At 60.8% G+C, this 15,828-nt stretch carries 21 protein-coding genes, 3 tRNA genes and 1 pseudogene; 16 read left to right on the top strand and 9 right to left on the bottom strand.

The features are described from left to right. The first annotated feature begins 65 nt into the window (after window positions 1–65). Window positions 66–632 (top strand): DUF2569 family protein, encoded by a 567-nt coding sequence (locus ASD99_RS29175; protein WP_056584546.1) that lies wholly within the window; start codon window positions 66–68, stop codon window positions 630–632. Between the two features lie 202 nt (window positions 633–834). Here ASD99_RS29175 and ASD99_RS29170 read toward each other — a convergent pair whose 3' ends face one another. The 4 genes from ASD99_RS29170 to ASD99_RS29160 form a co-directional block, all read right to left on the bottom strand. Beyond that, entirely contained in the window at window positions 835–1,365 is a 531-nt protein-coding gene (locus ASD99_RS29170) for a hypothetical protein (protein WP_156389104.1), read from the bottom strand. Next, window positions 1,352–1,801 (bottom strand): hypothetical protein, encoded by a 450-nt coding sequence (locus ASD99_RS29165; RefSeq protein ID WP_162256733.1) that lies wholly within the window; start codon window positions 1,799–1,801, stop codon window positions 1,352–1,354. Before ASD99_RS29165 ends, ASD99_RS29170 begins: the two co-directional genes overlap by 14 nt. Next, window positions 1,788–1,988 (bottom strand): hypothetical protein, encoded by a 201-nt coding sequence (locus ASD99_RS33755; RefSeq protein WP_156389102.1) that lies wholly within the window; start codon window positions 1,986–1,988, stop codon window positions 1,788–1,790. The genes ASD99_RS29165 and ASD99_RS33755 overlap by 14 nt, the downstream gene beginning before the upstream one ends. Window positions 1,989–2,313: 325 nt before the next feature. After that, window positions 2,314–2,389, bottom strand: a tRNA-Thr gene (locus ASD99_RS29160). Window positions 2,390–2,544: 155 nt separating this feature from the next. On the opposite strand from ASD99_RS29160, the gene ASD99_RS34215 reads away from it, so the two are divergent. The 4 genes from ASD99_RS34215 to ASD99_RS29150 all read left to right on the top strand — a co-directional run bounded on the left by ASD99_RS34215 (window position 2,545) and on the right by ASD99_RS29150 (window position 4,416). Continuing rightward, window positions 2,545–2,712: a hypothetical protein gene (locus ASD99_RS34215; RefSeq protein WP_082525344.1), complete on the top strand. Its 168-nt coding sequence runs from the start codon at window positions 2,545–2,547 to the stop codon at window positions 2,710–2,712. 180 nt (window positions 2,713–2,892) lie between these two features. Continuing rightward, window positions 2,893–3,108, top strand: coding sequence for a hypothetical protein (locus tag ASD99_RS32920; RefSeq protein ID WP_082583454.1), 216 nt, complete (start codon window positions 2,893–2,895; stop codon window positions 3,106–3,108). 440 nt (window positions 3,109–3,548) lie between these two features. After that, a complete protein-coding gene (locus tag ASD99_RS29155; RefSeq protein WP_056584671.1) occupies window positions 3,549–3,854 on the top strand; it encodes a BA14K family protein in 306 nt (101 codons plus the stop codon). 202 nt (window positions 3,855–4,056) lie between these two features. Further along, window positions 4,057–4,416, top strand: coding sequence for a hypothetical protein (locus tag ASD99_RS29150; RefSeq protein WP_056584558.1), 360 nt, complete (start codon window positions 4,057–4,059; stop codon window positions 4,414–4,416). Here ASD99_RS29150 and bhcR read toward each other — a convergent pair whose 3' ends face one another. Further along, a complete protein-coding gene (gene bhcR / locus ASD99_RS29145) occupies window positions 4,417–5,238 on the bottom strand; it encodes an HTH-type transcriptional regulator BhcR (protein ID WP_057145758.1) in 822 nt (273 codons plus the stop codon). Window positions 5,239–5,452: 214 nt separating this feature from the next. Between bhcR and gcl the strand changes: the two genes are divergently transcribed. From gcl to ASD99_RS29130, 3 genes are all read left to right on the top strand, one after another. After that, window positions 5,453–7,234, top strand: a complete 1,782-nt coding sequence (gcl, locus tag ASD99_RS29140; protein WP_057145757.1) for a glyoxylate carboligase — start codon at window positions 5,453–5,455, stop codon at window positions 7,232–7,234. Between the two features lie 13 nt (window positions 7,235–7,247). Continuing rightward, entirely contained in the window at window positions 7,248–8,045 is a 798-nt protein-coding gene (hyi, locus tag ASD99_RS29135) for a hydroxypyruvate isomerase (protein WP_056584567.1), read from the top strand. 225 nt (window positions 8,046–8,270) lie between these two features. Then, a complete protein-coding gene (locus tag ASD99_RS29130) occupies window positions 8,271–9,188 on the top strand; it encodes a 2-hydroxy-3-oxopropionate reductase (RefSeq protein ID WP_057145756.1) in 918 nt (305 codons plus the stop codon). A gap of 131 nt (window positions 9,189–9,319) precedes the next feature. On the opposite strand, the gene ASD99_RS29125 is transcribed toward ASD99_RS29130, so the two are convergent. After that, a complete protein-coding gene (locus tag ASD99_RS29125; RefSeq protein ID WP_057145755.1) occupies window positions 9,320–10,168 on the bottom strand; it encodes a TrmH family RNA methyltransferase in 849 nt (282 codons plus the stop codon). 198 nt (window positions 10,169–10,366) lie between these two features. Here ASD99_RS29125 and ASD99_RS29120 point away from each other — a divergent pair. The 5 genes from ASD99_RS29120 (at window position 10,367) to ASD99_RS29100 (ending at window position 12,046) form a co-directional block, all read left to right on the top strand. Further along, a tRNA-Tyr gene (locus ASD99_RS29120) sits at window positions 10,367–10,451 on the top strand. 88 nt (window positions 10,452–10,539) lie between these two features. After that, window positions 10,540–10,613: transfer RNA gene (locus ASD99_RS29115), tRNA-Gly, on the top strand. A 180-nt stretch (window positions 10,614–10,793) separates the two neighbouring features. Then, window positions 10,794–11,099, top strand: coding sequence for an ArsR/SmtB family transcription factor (locus ASD99_RS29110; protein WP_244482810.1), 306 nt, complete (start codon window positions 10,794–10,796; stop codon window positions 11,097–11,099). Further along, window positions 11,096–11,584: an SRPBCC family protein gene (locus ASD99_RS29105; protein WP_057145754.1), complete on the top strand. Its 489-nt coding sequence runs from the start codon at window positions 11,096–11,098 to the stop codon at window positions 11,582–11,584. Before ASD99_RS29110 ends, ASD99_RS29105 begins: the two co-directional genes overlap by 4 nt. 48 nt (window positions 11,585–11,632) lie before the next feature. After that, on the top strand, window positions 11,633–12,046 hold the full coding sequence (locus ASD99_RS29100) for an MAPEG family protein (RefSeq protein ID WP_057145753.1): 414 nt from the start codon (window positions 11,633–11,635) through the stop codon (window positions 12,044–12,046). A 134-nt stretch (window positions 12,047–12,180) separates the two neighbouring features. Here ASD99_RS29100 and ASD99_RS29095 read toward each other — a convergent pair whose 3' ends face one another. Beyond that, complete coding sequence (locus ASD99_RS29095; RefSeq protein WP_057145752.1) at window positions 12,181–12,645, bottom strand: YidB family protein; 465 nt, start codon at window positions 12,643–12,645, stop codon at window positions 12,181–12,183. 131 nt (window positions 12,646–12,776) lie between these two features. On the opposite strand from ASD99_RS29095, the gene ASD99_RS29090 reads away from it, so the two are divergent. Next, window positions 12,777–13,034 carry a GlsB/YeaQ/YmgE family stress response membrane protein gene (locus ASD99_RS29090; RefSeq protein WP_056584643.1) on the top strand — a complete coding sequence of 86 codons (258 nt, stop codon included), beginning with the start codon at window positions 12,777–12,779 and terminating at the stop codon, window positions 13,032–13,034. Window positions 13,035–13,124: 90 nt separating this feature from the next. On the opposite strand, the gene ASD99_RS34010 is transcribed toward ASD99_RS29090, so the two are convergent. Next, window positions 13,125–13,262, bottom strand: coding sequence for a hypothetical protein (locus tag ASD99_RS34010; RefSeq protein WP_162252228.1), 138 nt, complete (start codon window positions 13,260–13,262; stop codon window positions 13,125–13,127). A 116-nt stretch (window positions 13,263–13,378) separates the two neighbouring features. Then, a complete protein-coding gene (locus ASD99_RS29085) occupies window positions 13,379–14,266 on the bottom strand; it encodes a DMT family transporter (protein WP_056584646.1) in 888 nt (295 codons plus the stop codon). A gap of 293 nt (window positions 14,267–14,559) precedes the next feature. Between ASD99_RS29085 and ASD99_RS35560 the strand changes: the two are divergent. After that, a pseudogene (locus ASD99_RS35560) lies at window positions 14,560–14,664 on the top strand (GTP-binding protein); the annotation flags it as partial. A gap of 1 nt (window position 14,665) precedes the next feature. Further along, window positions 14,666–15,828 (top strand): elongation factor Tu (gene tuf, locus ASD99_RS29080; RefSeq protein WP_127232415.1); only part of this gene is annotated, 1,163 nt, incomplete at both ends.

Genomic DNA, 15,828 nt, shown 5'->3' with positions numbered 1-15,828 from the left:
CTGTTCGGCCTCTTGAGTGGCATTTAGAATCTGCTACAACCCCAGGATGCATTAGGGAGGGGTCGATGCAGTTTTCAATTTGGCATTGGGCAATAGTTCTGTTGTTGATTGGCGTGCCTGTCTTCTTTGCGCTCCGATCGGCTCGCAAGCCCTCACAGAACTCGGCAGATCTCGCCGGATTCGGAGGATGGCTGATGCTTCTCGCGATCGGGCAGGCCCTGTCCCCATTGCGCACGCTCGCCGAATTGGGTTCCTCGATCGATGGCTACAACCAGCTCATGCTGGTGCCGAACGGACCCATGGTGGTCTATGTCGAGGTTGCGCTGCTGCTGGCATTTCTGGTGCTTCAACTGGTGGTGCTTGTTGCCATGCTGTGGCGGAGCCGTCGGTTCAAGCAGTTGTTTCTCATCCAGTGGCTTGCAATCCCGGTGGTCTTCATCCTGGACGCGGCCTGGGTTTCCATGGCTCTCGGGGTTCCGGTCGGGCAATTGGTCACCGGAGACACGCTTGCGGTGCAGATAGTCTCGTTTGTGCTGACAGGACTCTGGGTCGCTTACGTCTACAAGTCCGTCAGGGTGCGGAACACGTTCACCCGGGTGAGGGCATCCGCCCAGGTCGCGAGCGCGTCCTAGACGAGATGGCTGCTCGCAGCGGACTCTGTGGCTGTGTGCGAAGAAAGAAGCCGCCAGTGCCGGTAGCATGAACCAGCTGCGATATTCGCGGTCTTCATTGTAGCTCGATCTGGGCCGACCCTACACCGCCGCCGATATTCGGCGTCAGCATGAGCATTTCCGCAGCCTCGAGGACGCGGTATTCAACGGCTTTGGCGGTCACTCATTTCGGCACGGGTACCCGCCGAAGCGCGACGATGCCGTCGGCAAGTCGAAAGTAGTCAATCAAAATTGGCGATACGATCGCAAATGCGTTCTCCTGTTCGGCCAGTCCGTCCAGTAACCCTGCCATCTGGCGGGTTTTCTCCGCGAAACGAGCATAGACGTCGCGAATTGATTTGGCCTCTTGAACGCCTGGAAACGAACCAGTGTTAAAGTTCGTCTTGAGGTAGTCGACTTGCGCCTGCGACAAATGTTCGTCAGGTAGCGTCTTAAGTACAGAATCCATTTTGTCTGCTGCTGACAGAAAGGAAGTCGCAGCTTGCTTGAATTGCGTGGCGCCAGAACCCAGCTGGAGTTCGCGCTCCTTCAAGCCCGCGATGGTTTGTTCCACGCCGGTAAGCGCCGTAGCGCTGGCATCCCTTGAGGCCGCCGTTGTATCGGCGTCTGCTGAGACATTGCCAAATTCGCCTGCCGAAGCACCGGAGACCAAAAGGCTTATGATCACTACCGCTAGAAAGCTATTTCGTCCCACACCACCCCTCCTTCATTTTCTCGTGCTTGTCCGAGATACGATCTTCTGCCTTCAGTTGATCCCACGCCGCAGCCATTCCTTTGTTGGAAATCGTTGAGCAGAAGTCATCGGCGAACGCCTGCGAGAAATCCGGCTTTATCCCACCAGACACACTTTGCCGGTAGACCGACAAGTAGAAGTTCAACATCTTCCACACATCAACCAAAGCTGCGTCTTTTTCCTCCGGCGCCACCGTCCCAGCACGGATCTTACGGATATTGGGGTTTATGGCGGTGATCAATTCACGAGCGTCGTGCTGAATCGTATAGGTGTTAGAGGCCTGAAGTGCGTTCTTCGTCGCGGATAACTGACAGATCGTTGCTCCGAAACCAAATATACCAACAAGTACGCCTGCGATGGCGGCGCCGGATTGAATTGCCGCGCTATTTGTAGTCAACCTGCTGCACATGTGCTCCACCTTTTCTAGCAACACTACCATATTCGAGCTGCTTCGACACCTTGATCGCAAGAAGTACACGCATGACATGCATAATGGGTAGGCCGACGGCAAGCACCCTGGCCTGGTGCCGGATTTCAGGCAGGATCCCGGCAGCCGGATTGACCTTGGCCAGCACGTTTTCCACTGCCCATCCGAATTTCAGAGGCGGCGCGCTGTTCGATGAGTTCGATTGGATTAGCCGCCTCAAATTCCGGGGACGATTTCCATGCCTGGACGATGTAGGAAGTCGAGCAATTCGAGGCCCGTCTGATAGCGATCTTCGGGTGGACGTTGAAACAGCAGACCGCGCTCTACACGCGACGTGCCAGCCGAAAACGGAACGCTGGCAGGGCAATTCACAAGCTGCTGCGAGAGCAAAAAGGACAATACTGTCCCGCCGACATCGGAGGCTGGGAAAGTGGGATAAAACAGGCAAAAGGGCCAGCAATATCAACGGCTGAAAAAGGCCTTGGTGCCCCCGGACGGAATCGAACCGCCGACCTTCGGTTTACAAAACCGCTGCTCTACCAGCTGAGCTACAAGGGCACGGCGCTCCGTTAGCATATTTGTTGCGCCAGTAAAGACAAAACTCCGTTTTTTACCCGGCATGTCGCATGGGCCGTCGGCGAGGCGCATACTGAAAAGCGCCGGATTGCTTCCTACATCTAGGGAAGGTGCAATTGCTTCGAGCAGGGTGTCGCATGATCAGATTTGTCATCATTCTCCCGATCATCTTCGTGTCCTGGATGCTGCTGGTGAAGATCGTCAGCGATGTGAAGAGGGCCAATGTCGACTGGACCGGCGTCACCACCATCATCGGCTTCATCGCGCTCGCCTTCTGGCTTCGCCATGTCACGGGTATGGGGTGAGAGAGGGGGGAATAGGGGAATAGGGGAATAGGGGAATAGGGGAATAGGGGAATAGGGGAATAGGGGAATAGGGTTCCCCCTCGAAAAAATCTCCTCGACCTATCGAACCTTTTCCCGCGCTGCGCCGACTGATCTCCAGAGGCGAATGGGTCGCCTCGATCAAGGATCCAGGAGATCATCATGTTCAAGCGCACTCTTACCTCAGGCCTCGTCGCCATTTTCGTCGCCACCGGCGCGCTCGCCGGCACTGTCGGCACGTCGTCCGCCCACGGCATGCACGGCCATCATCATCACCACAACCATCACAAGAAGCACTTCAAGAAGTGGTGGAAGCACTACAACCACCACCACAACCATCATCACCACAGGCACGGCAGGGTGATCATTTTCCTTTGATGGAGGGACCCATTCTTCCAAGAGGGTGGCTTCGGCCGCCCTTTTTGCGTTCTGCACCTTGCGATGTAGGGCGGGCAAAGCTAGCGATCTCCCCCCTTGCGGGGGAGATGTCCGGCAGGACAGAGGGGGGTGTGAAGGATCACCAACTTCTCCATGAATCTTCCCTATTTTGTCCGTGCGATTGCCACGCCCTGATTGGTTGACAAGCAGGCGGGACAGCACCCCCCTCTGCCCTGCCGGGCATCTCCCCCGCAAATGGGGAGATCAGCTGTCATCAATGTCCTCGCCAACCTCTTCCAGTCGCCGTCGCCAAGACCTCGGTCCATTCGATTTCCCCGGCTCCAGAAAACCGAACAAAGATTCGAACCTTTTTCCTGGCCGCAACGACAGATGATCAAGAGGCGGATGGATCGCCTCGTCAACGAAGCAAGGAGATCATCATGTTCAAGAACACACTCGTTTCCGGCCTCATCGCCACCGCCGTCGCCGCCACCGCGCTGGTCGGCACCGTCCAGCCTTCGGCCGCTCACAGCCATCATCACAACCATGACCTCGGCATCGGCATTGCCGCCGGCGTCGGCGGCTTCGTCCTCGGCAGCCTGCTCGCCCAGCCGCGCACCGTCTATGTCGACGAAGACGGCGGCTCCTGGCACGTCCGCCGCTGCTACGATCGTTACGCGAGCTACGACGTGGACTCCGACAGCTATCTCGGCCACGACGGCTATCGTCACTACTGCCGGCTCTGACAGGAGGTGGCGTTTCAGCAACAGAAGAGGGGCTCGCGCGAGCCCCTTTTCTGTTGCTTCGATGGTAGCGGAGCCTGCTCCATCGGTCGACTTTCAACGTCGGTGGCACAGAGCTGAAGCGATTGCCTTGGGCGGCCGACCTGGGCGGTGTATAGTGATTTTCCGAGCGTCTATTCTAAGCTTAATAAGTGGGGAGAGACCCTTGGACGAGCAGAACCCGAAGGAAGACCTGATCGAAACGGTTTTCCGAAACGGCACCGTCACCACTGTCGGTATCCTGCTAGCGTTTTCGCTGGGCTTTATCACCCATTGGGCCGCCAACCCGATCCCGTGGCAGACCTATCATCTTGTCGCCGTCCTGCCGATCCTCATCGGCATCGCCTTGCAGATGCGGGCGCTGTCGCTCCTCCTCGACATAAAATCCCTGCAGCGGCGGGTCTATAAACACGCAAACCGCATCTTTATCGCCGGCCTCGTCTTCACCGCCTGCGGCGTCGGCTTGGCGATTCTGCTCGATTTCTTCGAAATTGCGACCAAGAGCGCGCTGCCCGGGGCAAGCTGATCAGCCTGCCTTCACACCGCCGATCATCCTGGTTACTTCGGCAGCGGCATCGCGCACCAGCGGGCCGATTTCGGCCAGCCGCTCCGGCGTCACCCGAACGGTCGGCCCGGAGACCGACACGCCGCCGATCGGCTCGCCGAATTCGTTGAAGATGGCGGCCGCCACGCAGCGCATGCCGGGGTGCCGCTCCTCGTCGTCGACCGACCAGCCGCGCAGCTTGATAACAGCCAAGTCGTGGGCAAGTGCCGAAATGTCGGACAGCGTCCTGTCGGTGAATCGCTGCAGGCCTGCCTTGCGCAGGATGGTTCCGACGCGCTCCGGCTCGAGATGCGCCAGCACCGCCTTGCCGATGCCGGACGCGTGGAAGGGGCTGCGCGTGCCCGGCCGGAAGAACGCGCGGATCGCCTGATGCGTCTCGACCTGGCTGACGAAGACGACGCAATCATCCTCGGCGACGCCGAGATTGGCGGTTTCGCCGGTTCTTTCCATCAATTCCTGCATGACCACGCGGGCGCGGTCGACCAGCTTGCGACGGCGCAGGAACGCCGCGCCCATGCGGTAGGTCTCGACGCCGATCGACCACAGCTGGTCGCTGGTGTCGAATTCGACCATGCCGTGGTTTTCGAGCGTCGTCAGCATGCGGTAGGCAGTGGAGGCGGCAAGGCCGCTCTGCGCTGATATCTCGCTCAGCGACAGGCCACTTCCTTCCGCGACAATGGCCAGTATGCGCAGCGCCCGATCGAGCGACTGCACCGAACTGGCCTCGGATGGACCGTTGAAGGCGCGCGGCCGGCCGCGCTGGCGTTTCTCAGTCGATTCCATAGCGCCATTCTCGGCCGATTTCGCTAAACGCACAATGAAATAGTTTTTCACGCGGCTCGTGGGATGAATACCTGGAAAACGGAAAATTCAATAAAATCAGAAATATGACGCCGTTTGCTAGAAATGAAAAAATATTCTGAAAAAATTGAAAAATAGCCGGCTTGGTGACATTCTCAGCTCATCCAACAATGACAAACCCGTGGAGGGCTGGAAAATGGCCAGGATGCGCGCTGTCGATGCCGCGGTTCTCGTTCTCGAAAAGGAAGGCATTTCCTGCGCTTTCGGCGTGCCGGGCGCGGCGATCAACCCGTTCTATTCGGCGCTGAAAGCGAGGGGGACGATCCGCCACGTCCTTGCCCGCCACGTCGAGGCCGCCTCGCACATGGCGGAGGGCTATACCCGCGCCAAGGCAGGCAATATCGGCCTGTGCATCGGCACCTCGGGTCCGGCCGGCACCGATATGATCACCGGGCTCTATTCGGCGGCCGCGGATTCCATTCCGATCCTGTGCATCACCGGGCAGGCGCCGCGCGCGCGGCTGAACAAGGAGGATTTCCAGGCCGTCGACATATCAGCCATTGCCGCGCCGGTCGCCAAATGGGCGGTCACCGTCATGGAGCCCTATCTGGTGCCGATGGCGCTGCAGAAGGCATTTCATCTTATGCGCTCGTCGCGGCCGGGTCCGGTGCTGATCGACCTGCCGGTCGACGTCCAGTTGGCCGAGATCGAATTCGACATCAATGCCTATGAGCCGCTTGTCCCGTTCAAGCCGGCGATGGCGCGCGCGCAGGCCGAAAAGGCGTTGACGATGCTCAATGCGGCGGAGAAGCCGCTGATCGTCGCCGGCGGCGGCATCATCAACGCCGATGCGTCGGATCTGCTCATCGAATTCGCCGAGATCACCGGTGTGCCGGTCATCCCGACCCTGATGGGCTGGGGCGCGATCCCGGACGACCACCGGCTGATGGCCGGCATGTGCGGGCTGCAGACCTCGCACCGCTATGGCAATGCGACGATGCTGGAAGCCGACTTCGTCTTCGGCATCGGCAACCGCTGGGCCAACCGCCACACCGGCTCTGTCGATGTCTACACCAAGGGGAAAAAATTCATCCATGTCGACATCGAGCCGACGCAGATCGGCCGTGTCTTCGCGCCGGACCTCGGCGTCGTATCGGATGCGGGCGCGGCGCTGAAGATGCTGCTCGATGTTGCCACCGAGTGGAAGACGACTGGCAAGCTGCGCGACTGGTCCGGCTGGGCGAAAGAGTGCCAGGCCCGCAAGAAGACAATGAAGCGCAAGACGCATTTCGACCATGTGCCGCTGAAGCCGCAGCGTGTCTACGAGGAGATGAACAAGGCGTTCGGCCGCGACGTCACCTATGTCACCACCATCGGCCTGTCGCAGATCGCGGGCGCGCAGTTCCTGCATGTCTACAAGCCGCGCAACTGGATCAATTGCGGCCAGGCTGGCCCGCTCGGCTGGACCTTGCCGGCAGCGCTTGGCGTCCGCGCCGCCGATCCCGACCGCACAATCGTCGCGCTGTCGGGCGACTATGACTTCCAGTTCATGATCGAGGAACTGGCGGTCGGCGCGCAGCACAAATTGCCCTATCTGCATGTTGTCGTGAACAACGCCTATCTCGGCCTGATCCGCCAGGCGCAGCGCGGCTTTTCAATGGATTTCGAGGTCAGTCTCGCCTTCGAGAACATCAATCGATCAGGCGATCCCGAAGCCGGCTATGGCGTCGACCACGTTGCTGTTGCCGAGGCGATGGGCTGCAAGGCGGTCAGGGTGCGCAAGCCGGAAGAATTCGCCGGCGCCTTCAAGGAGGCCCAGCGGCTGATGAAGGAACATCAGGTGCCGGTCGTGCTCGAATTCATCCTCGAGCGCGTCACCAACATCTCCATGGGCACGGAGATCGACAAGATCACCGAATTCGAGGACCTTGCCGAACATCAGGAAGACGCGCCGACGGCGATCGTCATGCTCGACTAGAAGGACAAAAAGAATGCCGCGTTTTTCAGCCAATCTTTCGATGCTCTTTGGCGAGCATGATTTCCTCGACCGTTTCGACGCCGCCGCCCGCGCCGGCTTCAAGGGCGTCGAATATATCGGCCCCTATGACCATGCGCCCGATGTCGTCGCCGCGAGGCTGAAGAAGAACGGCCTGACGCAGGTGCTGTTCAACCTGCCGGCCGGCGACTGGGGCAAGGGCGAGCGCGGCATTGCCGTGCTGCCGGACCGCGTCCCGGAATTCCGACAGGGCATCGCCAAGGCGATCACCTACGCGCAAGCGCTCGGCTGCCAGCAGGTCAATTGCCTGGCCGGCATCGCCCCCGCCGGCGCCGACCGCAAGGTGCTGGAGGATGTGTTTGCCGAAAACCTCGCCTTCGCGGCGGAAAAGCTGGAGCAGGCGGGCATCAGGCTGTTGATCGAGCCGATCAACACACGCGACATTCCGGGCTTCTTTCTCAATTATTCCGACCAGGCCCTGGCGCTGATCGATCGTGTCGGCTCAAAAAACTTGTTCCTGCAATACGACATCTATCACATGCAGATCATGGAGGGGGATCTCGCCCGTACCATCGAGGCAAACCTTAACCGCATCGCGCACATCCAGCTTGCGGACAATCCCGGCCGTCACGAGCCGGGGACGGGCGAGATCAACTATCCCTTCCTCTACGAGCACATCGACCGCATCGGCTATTCCGGCTGGGTCGGGGCTGAGTACAAGCCGAAGGCGGGTACAGAGGCTGGGCTGGGGTGGTTGAGGGAACTGGCCGGGCAGGGAAGTGCCGCGGCTTAGCGGCTACCGCAGTCGAAGCCGTTCCTTAGCGCCCCCCTCTAGCCTGCCGGCCATCTCCCCCACAGGTGGGGAGATCGGCAGCTTCGGCCCCGGCTCGCAACTTTGGCAGCTTCAACAATTGGCGAAGGCAGCGGTGACATCCAATCTCCCCCTCGTGGGGGAGATGTCCGGCAGGACAGAGGGGGGCGTGACAGAGCGCGGCCTAACAGAAGACGGAGAACCACAATGGAAACCATCGGCTTCATCGGCCTCGGAATCATGGGCGCGCCGATGGCGGGGCACCTGCTGGGCGCGGGCTATCATGTCATCGCCAGCGACCATCGCTCCAAGCCGCCTGCCGATCTCGTCGCCAAGGGTCTGAAAACGGTCGCTGGCCACACGGCCGTCGCCAAGGCTGCCGACATCATCATCCTGATGGTGCCCGACACCCCACAGGTGGCCGATGTGCTGTTCGGCGAGAATGGCGTCGCATCGGGATTGTCGAAGGGCAAGCTGGTCATCGACATGAGCTCGATCTCGCCGATCGAGACCAAACTGTTCGCGAAGAAGATCAACGATCTCGGCTGCGACTATCTCGATGCACCGGTCTCGGGCGGCGAGGTTGGCGCCAAGGCGGCGTCGCTGACCATCATGGTGGGCGGCGAGGAAAAACCCTTCGAGCGCGCCAAACCCGTGTTCGAGAAGATGGGCAAGAACATCACCCTGGTCGGACCCAACGGCGTTGGCCAGACCACCAAGGTGGCCAACCAGATCGTCGTCGCGCTGACCATTGAAGCCGTCGCCGAAGCGCTTGTTTTTGCATCGAAATCTGGCGCCGACCCGGCCAAGGTGCGGCAGGCGCTGATGGGCGGGCTGGCGGCCTCGCGCATCCTCGAAGTGCATGGCGAGCGCATGGTCAAACGCACCTTTGCGCCCGGCTTCCGCATCGAACTGCACCAGAAGGATTTGAACCTCGCGCTGGAGGGCGCGAAAGCACTCGGCGTGGCGCTGCCCAACACCTCCACCACGCAGCAGCTGTTCAACTCTTGCGCGGCCAATGGCGGCGCAAAGGAAGATCATTCGGCGCTGGTCAGGGCGCTGGAGCGGATGGCCAATTTCGAGGTCGGCGGCGAGGCAGCCGACGTCAAAGGCAAAGCGGCATAGGTCAGGAGAGTGCGGCGCAACGTTCCCAATGCGCCAACTCTTGGCCCATCGAAGAACGGATTCCGGCGTCTATGGCCGGAACCCGTTTCTCGTTTCGAGATGGTTCCTGGCAGGCGGCCTGCCCTTCCCAGTCAACCGCGCTTCAAAAATGTCCTCGCCACGTAAAGGCTGATCGCCGCGGCATTCGATACGTTGAGCGAATGGATGGCGCCGGGCATGTCGAGCCGCGCCAGCGTCGTTACCGTCTCGCGAGTCTTCTGGCGCAGGCCCTTGCCTTCGGCGCCCAGCACCAGCGCGATCTTTTCTCCGGCAAAGCTCTTTTCGAGCTCGGCCGGCGCGTCCGAATCAAGCCCGATGGTGCGGAAGCCCGCCTCGTGCAATTGGCCGAGCGCGTCGGCGAGGTTCTTCACCTCGATCTGGTCGATGTGCTCCAGCGCGCCGGAGGCGGATTTCGCCAGCACGCCCGATTCCTGCGGGCTGTGGCGGGCCGTGGTGATCAGCGCGCCGGCGCCAAAGGCGACCGCCGAGCGCAGGATGGCGCCGACATTGTGCGGATCGGTGACCTGGTCGAGCACCAGAACCAGCTTTGCATCGCCAAGAGCATCGAGCCGCTTCGGTTTCAGCGGCTCCGCCTCGATCAGCACGCCCTGATGCACGGCGTCCGACCCGGTGATCTTGTCGATGTCCCTGGGTTCGACCAGTTCCGTCTTGAAGGGCAGGGCGGCGAGATCGGCGATTTCCAGGCGCTCGGCCGCGTTGCGCGTCACCAGCATCTTCCTGATCTTGCGGCGCGGATTGTCGAGTGCGGCGCGCACCGTGTGCAGGCCGTAGAGCCGTACAAGGCCGTCCGCGGCATTTTCGCCCGGCGGAACCGGCTGTCGGGGCCTGAACGCCGGCGCGCCGCCGCTTTTCTCGTCGCGATAGGCGCGGCGCAGCTTGGCGTAATGGGTGTCTTTGGGAGTGTTGGTTTTATCGCTCATGGCTGGCTTCTATAGCCGTGTCCTCCGGCCAAGGATATGGCCCGTCGCCACAGCCGGCGAACAGAAACGAAAAACCCTGGCTGCGCGGTTGACACCCAATGGGCTTGCCGCCATAAGGCGCTGCGCTGGTTTCGGAGAAGACACAACTCGGGTCCGGATTGGCGCGAATGCCTCGTTGCATGGCTCCGGCGGCAGACTGGAGAGGTGCCCGAGTGGTTAAAGGGGACGGACTGTAAATCCGTTAGCTTAGCTTACGTTGGTTCGAATCCAACCCTCTCCACCACTGCCGGCCCGGAAGCCCTGAAACGCGAAAGAATCGGACCGAAAAGTGCATGGCGCTTTTCGGGTGAATCCGATACTTCAGGAAAGGCGCGGGTATAGCTCAGTGGTAGAGCAGCAGCCTTCCAAGCTGAATATGCGGGTTCGATTCCCGCTACCCGCTCCAGATTGCCTTCTGAATCTTTTTCCAAATTTCGCTTAACGCCGATTTTGCCCGGGCCACTGGTGTCACAGCCGTGTCTGCGCGCTGTCGTCATTGCGCTGTCTTCCCAGCCACTCGGCGGGGCCTCGCGGAGAATTGACAGAAAAAGCACATTTACATAAGATCGCGTTAGTGCAGACTAACGTGAACAGCTGGACAGCGCTCGGCGATCCGACCAGGCGCACGATCTTTGAACTGCTGGTCGAACACCCTTGTTCGGTCGGGGAGTTGGCTCGTGCCCTTCCGGTCACCCGGCCGGCGGTCTCGCAGCACCTGAAGGTCCTCAAGGATGCCGGCCTTGTGGCCAATACGCGCTTCGGCAAGCAACGTATCTACCGGGTCGATCCGGAAGGCCTGGCAAGCCTGCGCGCCGAACTGGACCGGTTCTGGGACAAGACTCTTGCGGCCTACAAGGTGGCCGTCGAACAATCGTCGAAGGAGCAGAAATGAGCACGCATCAAGGTCCCACGCTTGTGAGACACTCCGTCGTCGTCGAGGCTCCGATCGCAAAGGCCTTCAAGGTCTTCACCGAGGACTTCGGCAGTTTCAAACCTAGAGAGCACAACATACTCGCAGTGCCGATCGCCGACACGGTCTTCGAGCCTCGAGTCGGCGGTCACATCTATGACCGAGGCGTCGACGGCAGCGAGTGCCGGTGGGCCCGGGTGCTGGCCTACGAGCCGCCCAACAGACTGCTTCTGAGCTGGGACATCAGCTCTCAATGGCAGATTGAAACCGATCCGGACAAGACCAGCGAGTGGGAAGTCAACTTCACGGCGGAGACGGATAGCCGGACCCGGGTCGAGATCGTGCACCGGAATCTCGAACGGCATGGCGAAGGTTGGGAAGGTGTACGCGGTGGCGTTGGCAGCGATCAAGGCTGGCCACTTTACCTGCAGCGCTTTCACGACCTTTTCACGCGCCAGGCGACCTGACGGCCGCGTGACAGCCATAAGGATTCAATCGAAGAATCGGAGGGAAGAATGCAAGCTTACTGGCTCAGCATCGTCGGAACGCTCGCGCTTTGCCTTTTGTCGGTCCTGCTGGCGATATACTCGGGCTCATCCAAAGGCCGTCTCGGAGTGCTTTCAGGCCCCATAGTCCCGGCAGACGACGACAACATGCTCTACAGGATCGACCGCGTGCATATGAATTCGGTCGAGGCGCTGGCGCCCTTCGTTGTCCCGGCTTTGCTGGCGATGATGGTTGGTGTCGATCCCGCCACGCTGGCAGCGATCGTTTGGCTGCATCTGGCGATCCGGTTGGTTCACCTGGGAGTCTACATTCGCGGCGGCAACGCTGCCAAGGGAGGCAGTGTCAGGACGATCCTCTACGTCTCGGGAGCCGTCGTCACGCTTGTCCTCGTCATTGTAACGGGGTGGGCAGCGATCCAATGAACCGCCGCGCAGCGAGCCTGCAATCGAGCGGGGCCGTATTGTCATGCATCTGCATATGAGGTTGCGCAAATGACAGACGAACGCTGCGCGGCAACGTGCGCAGCGTTCGTGGAATAGGAACTGTCCGCGACGCGCTAGCTGTTGAACGCGGATGCGACCTGGTGCTGCTGCGGCACCTGGCCGTTCGGCGTCAGTCTGTCGACGATGCCGGGCAAGGCAGTGGACAGTTGCTTGAGCAGTTCCTGCTCGTCCATTCCGGTCCGCTGCGCGATCTCGCGAATGATCTGCGGTCCGATCGCGGTGCCGAGATCGTTGGCGTTGATCGGCTGGTTCTGGCCGGTGCCGACCCAGGAGTCCGCGGTATTGCCGTGACCGGCATCCCGGAGCTTGTCGAGCAGACCGCCCAGTCCGCCGAGCAGGCCGCCGTCTGCTGACGTGGTTTCCGTCGGGGCAGGGCCGGTTGGAGCAGGAGCGGGAGACTGCTCGGGCTGTTCGGCATTTCTGCCGCTCAGCATTTTTCCGACCAGCAATGCGCCGAGAGCGATCATCAGTGGTTTGGTGATGTTGCCGCCGGGAACGGCATTGTCAAAAAGTCCCATAGTGGATCCTCCATTGCGACCAAGCCCGACCCCTCCTCAACAATGGAGCATTCGGGCGCAATTTCAAGTTGGCTTGAGGTTTTGACAATCCTATGAAAATGTTCGGCCGGCGGGGGATGGAGAGGAAAAAAATGTCAATCATCAGCTGGATCATACTCGGCGTCATCGCCGGCTTTCTGGGCAGCAAGATCGTCAACAAGAGCGGCCAGGGCATGATCATGGATATCGTGCTCGGCATCGTCGGCGCCATTGTCGGCGGCCTGATCTTCAGTGCCTTCGGCGCTTCGGGCGTCACTGGGCTCAACATCTACAGCCTGATCGTTGCCGTGATCGGCGCCGTGGTCGTCCTTTGGGCCTACCATCAGTTCAGCGCAAAGCGGACGCTTTAGGCGCCAGCCTGATCGTCTGAAGTTTCGAGAACTGTTGCTGTTGGGAGAAAGAAGAACGGCCTAGGGCCGACACACCCAGCAGCGGCTCCCCTATGGCATCAACACGACGTCGGCGGCGGCGAAAAAGATCAGCGTTCCCGCGACGAACACCGCCCAGCCGACAAGCGACTTGCGGATGGCGGCCTTGTGCTCGGCGTCGGAGTTCTTGTGCCGGTCAAAATCCGTCATGGGGAACCTCCCTTGGCTGATTGATCATGGCGTCGATTGGACGGCTCTTCGCCGATTAGAAGATCTTTTTCGACGCGGCAACAGCTCGTGCGTGAGCGCCTGCCCGGATGCTGAGGCTATGCGACGACGGCCAGCCTGCGCTGGCGCTGATCCAGCGCGACGATGGTCAGCCCGCTGCCGACAACCAGCAGGATGCCGCAGACCGCCAGCGCGTTGGGGAATTGCCCGAACACCACAAGGCCTGAAATGACCGCCCAGACGGTGAAGCTATAGTAGAACGGTGCCACGGCGCTGGTCGGTCCGACGCGATAGGCCATGAAGATGAAGAAGTGGCCGAAGATCAGGAAAAATCCAGCACCGGCCATCAGCAGCAGATGGTGCGTCCCGGGCATGATCCAGCGTTCGGAAACCAGATGCGCGGCACCGGCGCCGATCAGCACCACCACGACGGCGGAAATCGCCACGATCATCCCCGGCACCTCGGCCGAGACCCGCCTGCCGGCAAGGTCGCGTGCTGCTGCAAGCGCGGCGTTGCCAAGCGCCAGCAAGGCATAGACCGAAATGCCTTGCATGGTCGGCTGCGCCACCATCAGGGCGCCGATGAAGCCGAGCCCGATCAGCGCCATGCGCTGGCCGCCGATCCGCTCGCCAAACAGGATCGAGGAGCCGACCAGCATCAAGAGCGGCGTGATCTGTCCGAGCGCGGTGGAATCCGCGATCTGCATGTTGGCGAGCGCGACGACATAGCAAAGGATCGCCGCCATCTCGAGCAGGTTCCTGCGCAGCACATGGCCGTCGAAGATCAGCGGAATCTGCTTGCCGTAGCCGAGCGCGAACAACAGCGGGAAGCCCCAGAGCGCTGCCGCAGCACCCCGCAGAAACAGCACTTCATAGGAAGGCAGGCCTGCCGTCGCGAGCTTCATCATCGTGTCGTTGACGAGATACGACCCCGTCGAGACGATCATGAACAGCGGGCCGCGGATGGAGGCAGGGATGAAATGCATCCGGTCACAAAATCAGACCCCGGTAATGATCGCAATGGGCCATGGCCTGGCCTTGGATCAGACAGGGCGGGCAAGCAGGCCAGCGCTATCGCGGCTTCGATCGCTCGGCCCGTCACCCATTTCATTTCACCCAGAGCCTTCCTATATCAGCGCCACATCCCCGCAATCGGATCGATGGTTCGGACTGAGTGAGACGGCACCCAGCCAAAAGACGCTTGTGTTTTTTGGCCTTTGTCGCTAATCGCCCCGCATTCGACTGAACTGAAGGTCCAGGCCGTCCAAGGAAAGAGACTATGGCAAAAGGTAAATTCGAGCGTAACAAGCCTCACGTGAACATCGGCACGATTGGCCACGTCGACCATGGCAAGACGTCGCTGACGGCGGCGATCACCAAGTATNAAAGGTAAATTCGAGCGTAACAAGCCTCACGTGAACATCGGCACGATTGGCCACGTCGACCATGGCAAGACGTCGCTGACGGCGGCGATCACCAAGTATTTTGGCGAATACAAGCGCTACGACCAGATCGACGCTGCCCCTGAAGAAAAGGCGCGCGGCATCACGATCTCGACGGCTCACGTTGAATACGAGACGGCCAACCGCCACTACGCTCACGTCGACTGCCCCGGCCACGCCGACTATGTGAAGAACATGATCACCGGTGCCGCGCAGATGGACGGCGCGATCCTGGTCGTGTCGGCCGCCGACGGCCCGATGCCGCAGACCCGCGAGCACATCCTGCTTGCCCGTCAGGTCGGCGTGCCGTCGATCGTGGTGTTCCTCAACAAGGTCGACCAGGTCGACGACGCCGAGCTGCTCGAACTGGTCGAGCTTGAGGTTCGCGAGCTTCTGACCAAGAACGAGTTCCCCGGCGACGACATTCCGATCGTCAAGGGTTCGGCTCTGGCGGCTCTTGAAGATTCGGACAAGAAGATCGGCGAGGACGCGATCCGCGAGCTGATGGCTGCGGTCGATGCCTACATCCCGACGCCGGTTCGTCCGCTCGACAAGCCGTTCCTGATGCCGATCGAAGACGTGTTCTCGATCTCGGGCCGCGGCACGGTCGTGACCGGCCGCGTCGAGCGCGGCGTGGTCAAGGTCGGCGAGGAACTYGAGATCATCGGCATYCGTCCGACGACCAAGACGACCTGCACGGGCGTCGAGATGTTCCGCAAGCTGCTCGATCAGGGCCAGGCTGGCGACAACATCGGCGCGCTGCTGCGCGGCGTTGATCGTGAAGGTGTCGAGCGCGGCCAGGTTCTGGCCAAGCCCGGCACGGTGAAGCCGCACAAGAAGTTCGTGGCCGAAGCCTACATCCTGACCAAGGACGAAGGTGGCCGTCATACGCCGTTCTTCACCAACTAYCGTCCGCAGTTCTACTTCCGCACGACCGACGTGACCGGCATCGTGTCGCTGCCGGAAGGCACCGAGATGGTGATGCCGGGCGACAACATCACGGTCGATGTCGAGCTGATCGTGCCGATCGCCATGGAAGAGAAGCTGCGCTTCGCTATCCGTGAAGGCGGCCGCACCGTCGGTGCCGGCATCGTCGTCACCATCAA

The sequence above is a fragment of the Mesorhizobium sp. Root695 genome (assembly GCF_001428185.1).
Lineage (GTDB): Bacteria > Pseudomonadota > Alphaproteobacteria > Rhizobiales > Rhizobiaceae > Mesorhizobium.
The sequence above is the reverse complement of the archived record's forward strand: the minus strand, read 5'-3'. Positions and strand labels throughout refer to the sequence as shown.

Excerpts from the sequence above, each read along its gene's own strand:
- ASD99_RS29175 (WP_056584546.1), top strand. The coding sequence starts at position 66 with ATGCAGTTTTCAATTTGGCATTGGGCAATAGTTCTGTTGTTGATTGGC.
- ASD99_RS34215 (WP_082525344.1), top strand. The coding sequence starts at position 2,545 with ATGATCAGATTTGTCATCATTCTCCCGATCATCTTCGTGTCCTGGATG.
- ASD99_RS32920 (WP_082583454.1), top strand. The coding sequence starts at position 2,893 with ATGTTCAAGCGCACTCTTACCTCAGGCCTCGTCGCCATTTTCGTCGCC.
- ASD99_RS29155 (WP_056584671.1), top strand. The coding sequence starts at position 3,549 with ATGTTCAAGAACACACTCGTTTCCGGCCTCATCGCCACCGCCGTCGCC.
- bhcR (WP_057145758.1), bottom strand. The coding sequence starts at position 5,238 with ATGGAATCGACTGAGAAACGCCAGCGCGGCCGGCCGCGCGCCTTCAAC.
- gcl (WP_057145757.1), top strand. The coding sequence starts at position 5,453 with ATGGCCAGGATGCGCGCTGTCGATGCCGCGGTTCTCGTTCTCGAAAAG.
- hyi (WP_056584567.1), top strand. The coding sequence starts at position 7,248 with ATGCCGCGTTTTTCAGCCAATCTTTCGATGCTCTTTGGCGAGCATGAT.
- ASD99_RS29130 (WP_057145756.1), top strand. The coding sequence starts at position 8,271 with ATGGAAACCATCGGCTTCATCGGCCTCGGAATCATGGGCGCGCCGATG.
- ASD99_RS29125 (WP_057145755.1), bottom strand. The coding sequence starts at position 10,168 with ATGAGCGATAAAACCAACACTCCCAAAGACACCCATTACGCCAAGCTG.
- ASD99_RS29105 (WP_057145754.1), top strand. The coding sequence starts at position 11,096 with ATGAGCACGCATCAAGGTCCCACGCTTGTGAGACACTCCGTCGTCGTC.
- ASD99_RS29100 (WP_057145753.1), top strand. The coding sequence starts at position 11,633 with ATGCAAGCTTACTGGCTCAGCATCGTCGGAACGCTCGCGCTTTGCCTT.
- ASD99_RS29095 (WP_057145752.1), bottom strand. The coding sequence starts at position 12,645 with ATGGGACTTTTTGACAATGCCGTTCCCGGCGGCAACATCACCAAACCA.
- ASD99_RS29090 (WP_056584643.1), top strand. The coding sequence starts at position 12,777 with ATGTCAATCATCAGCTGGATCATACTCGGCGTCATCGCCGGCTTTCTG.
- ASD99_RS34010 (WP_162252228.1), bottom strand. The coding sequence starts at position 13,262 with ATGACGGATTTTGACCGGCACAAGAACTCCGACGCCGAGCACAAGGCC.
- ASD99_RS29085 (WP_056584646.1), bottom strand. The coding sequence starts at position 14,266 with ATGCATTTCATCCCTGCCTCCATCCGCGGCCCGCTGTTCATGATCGTC.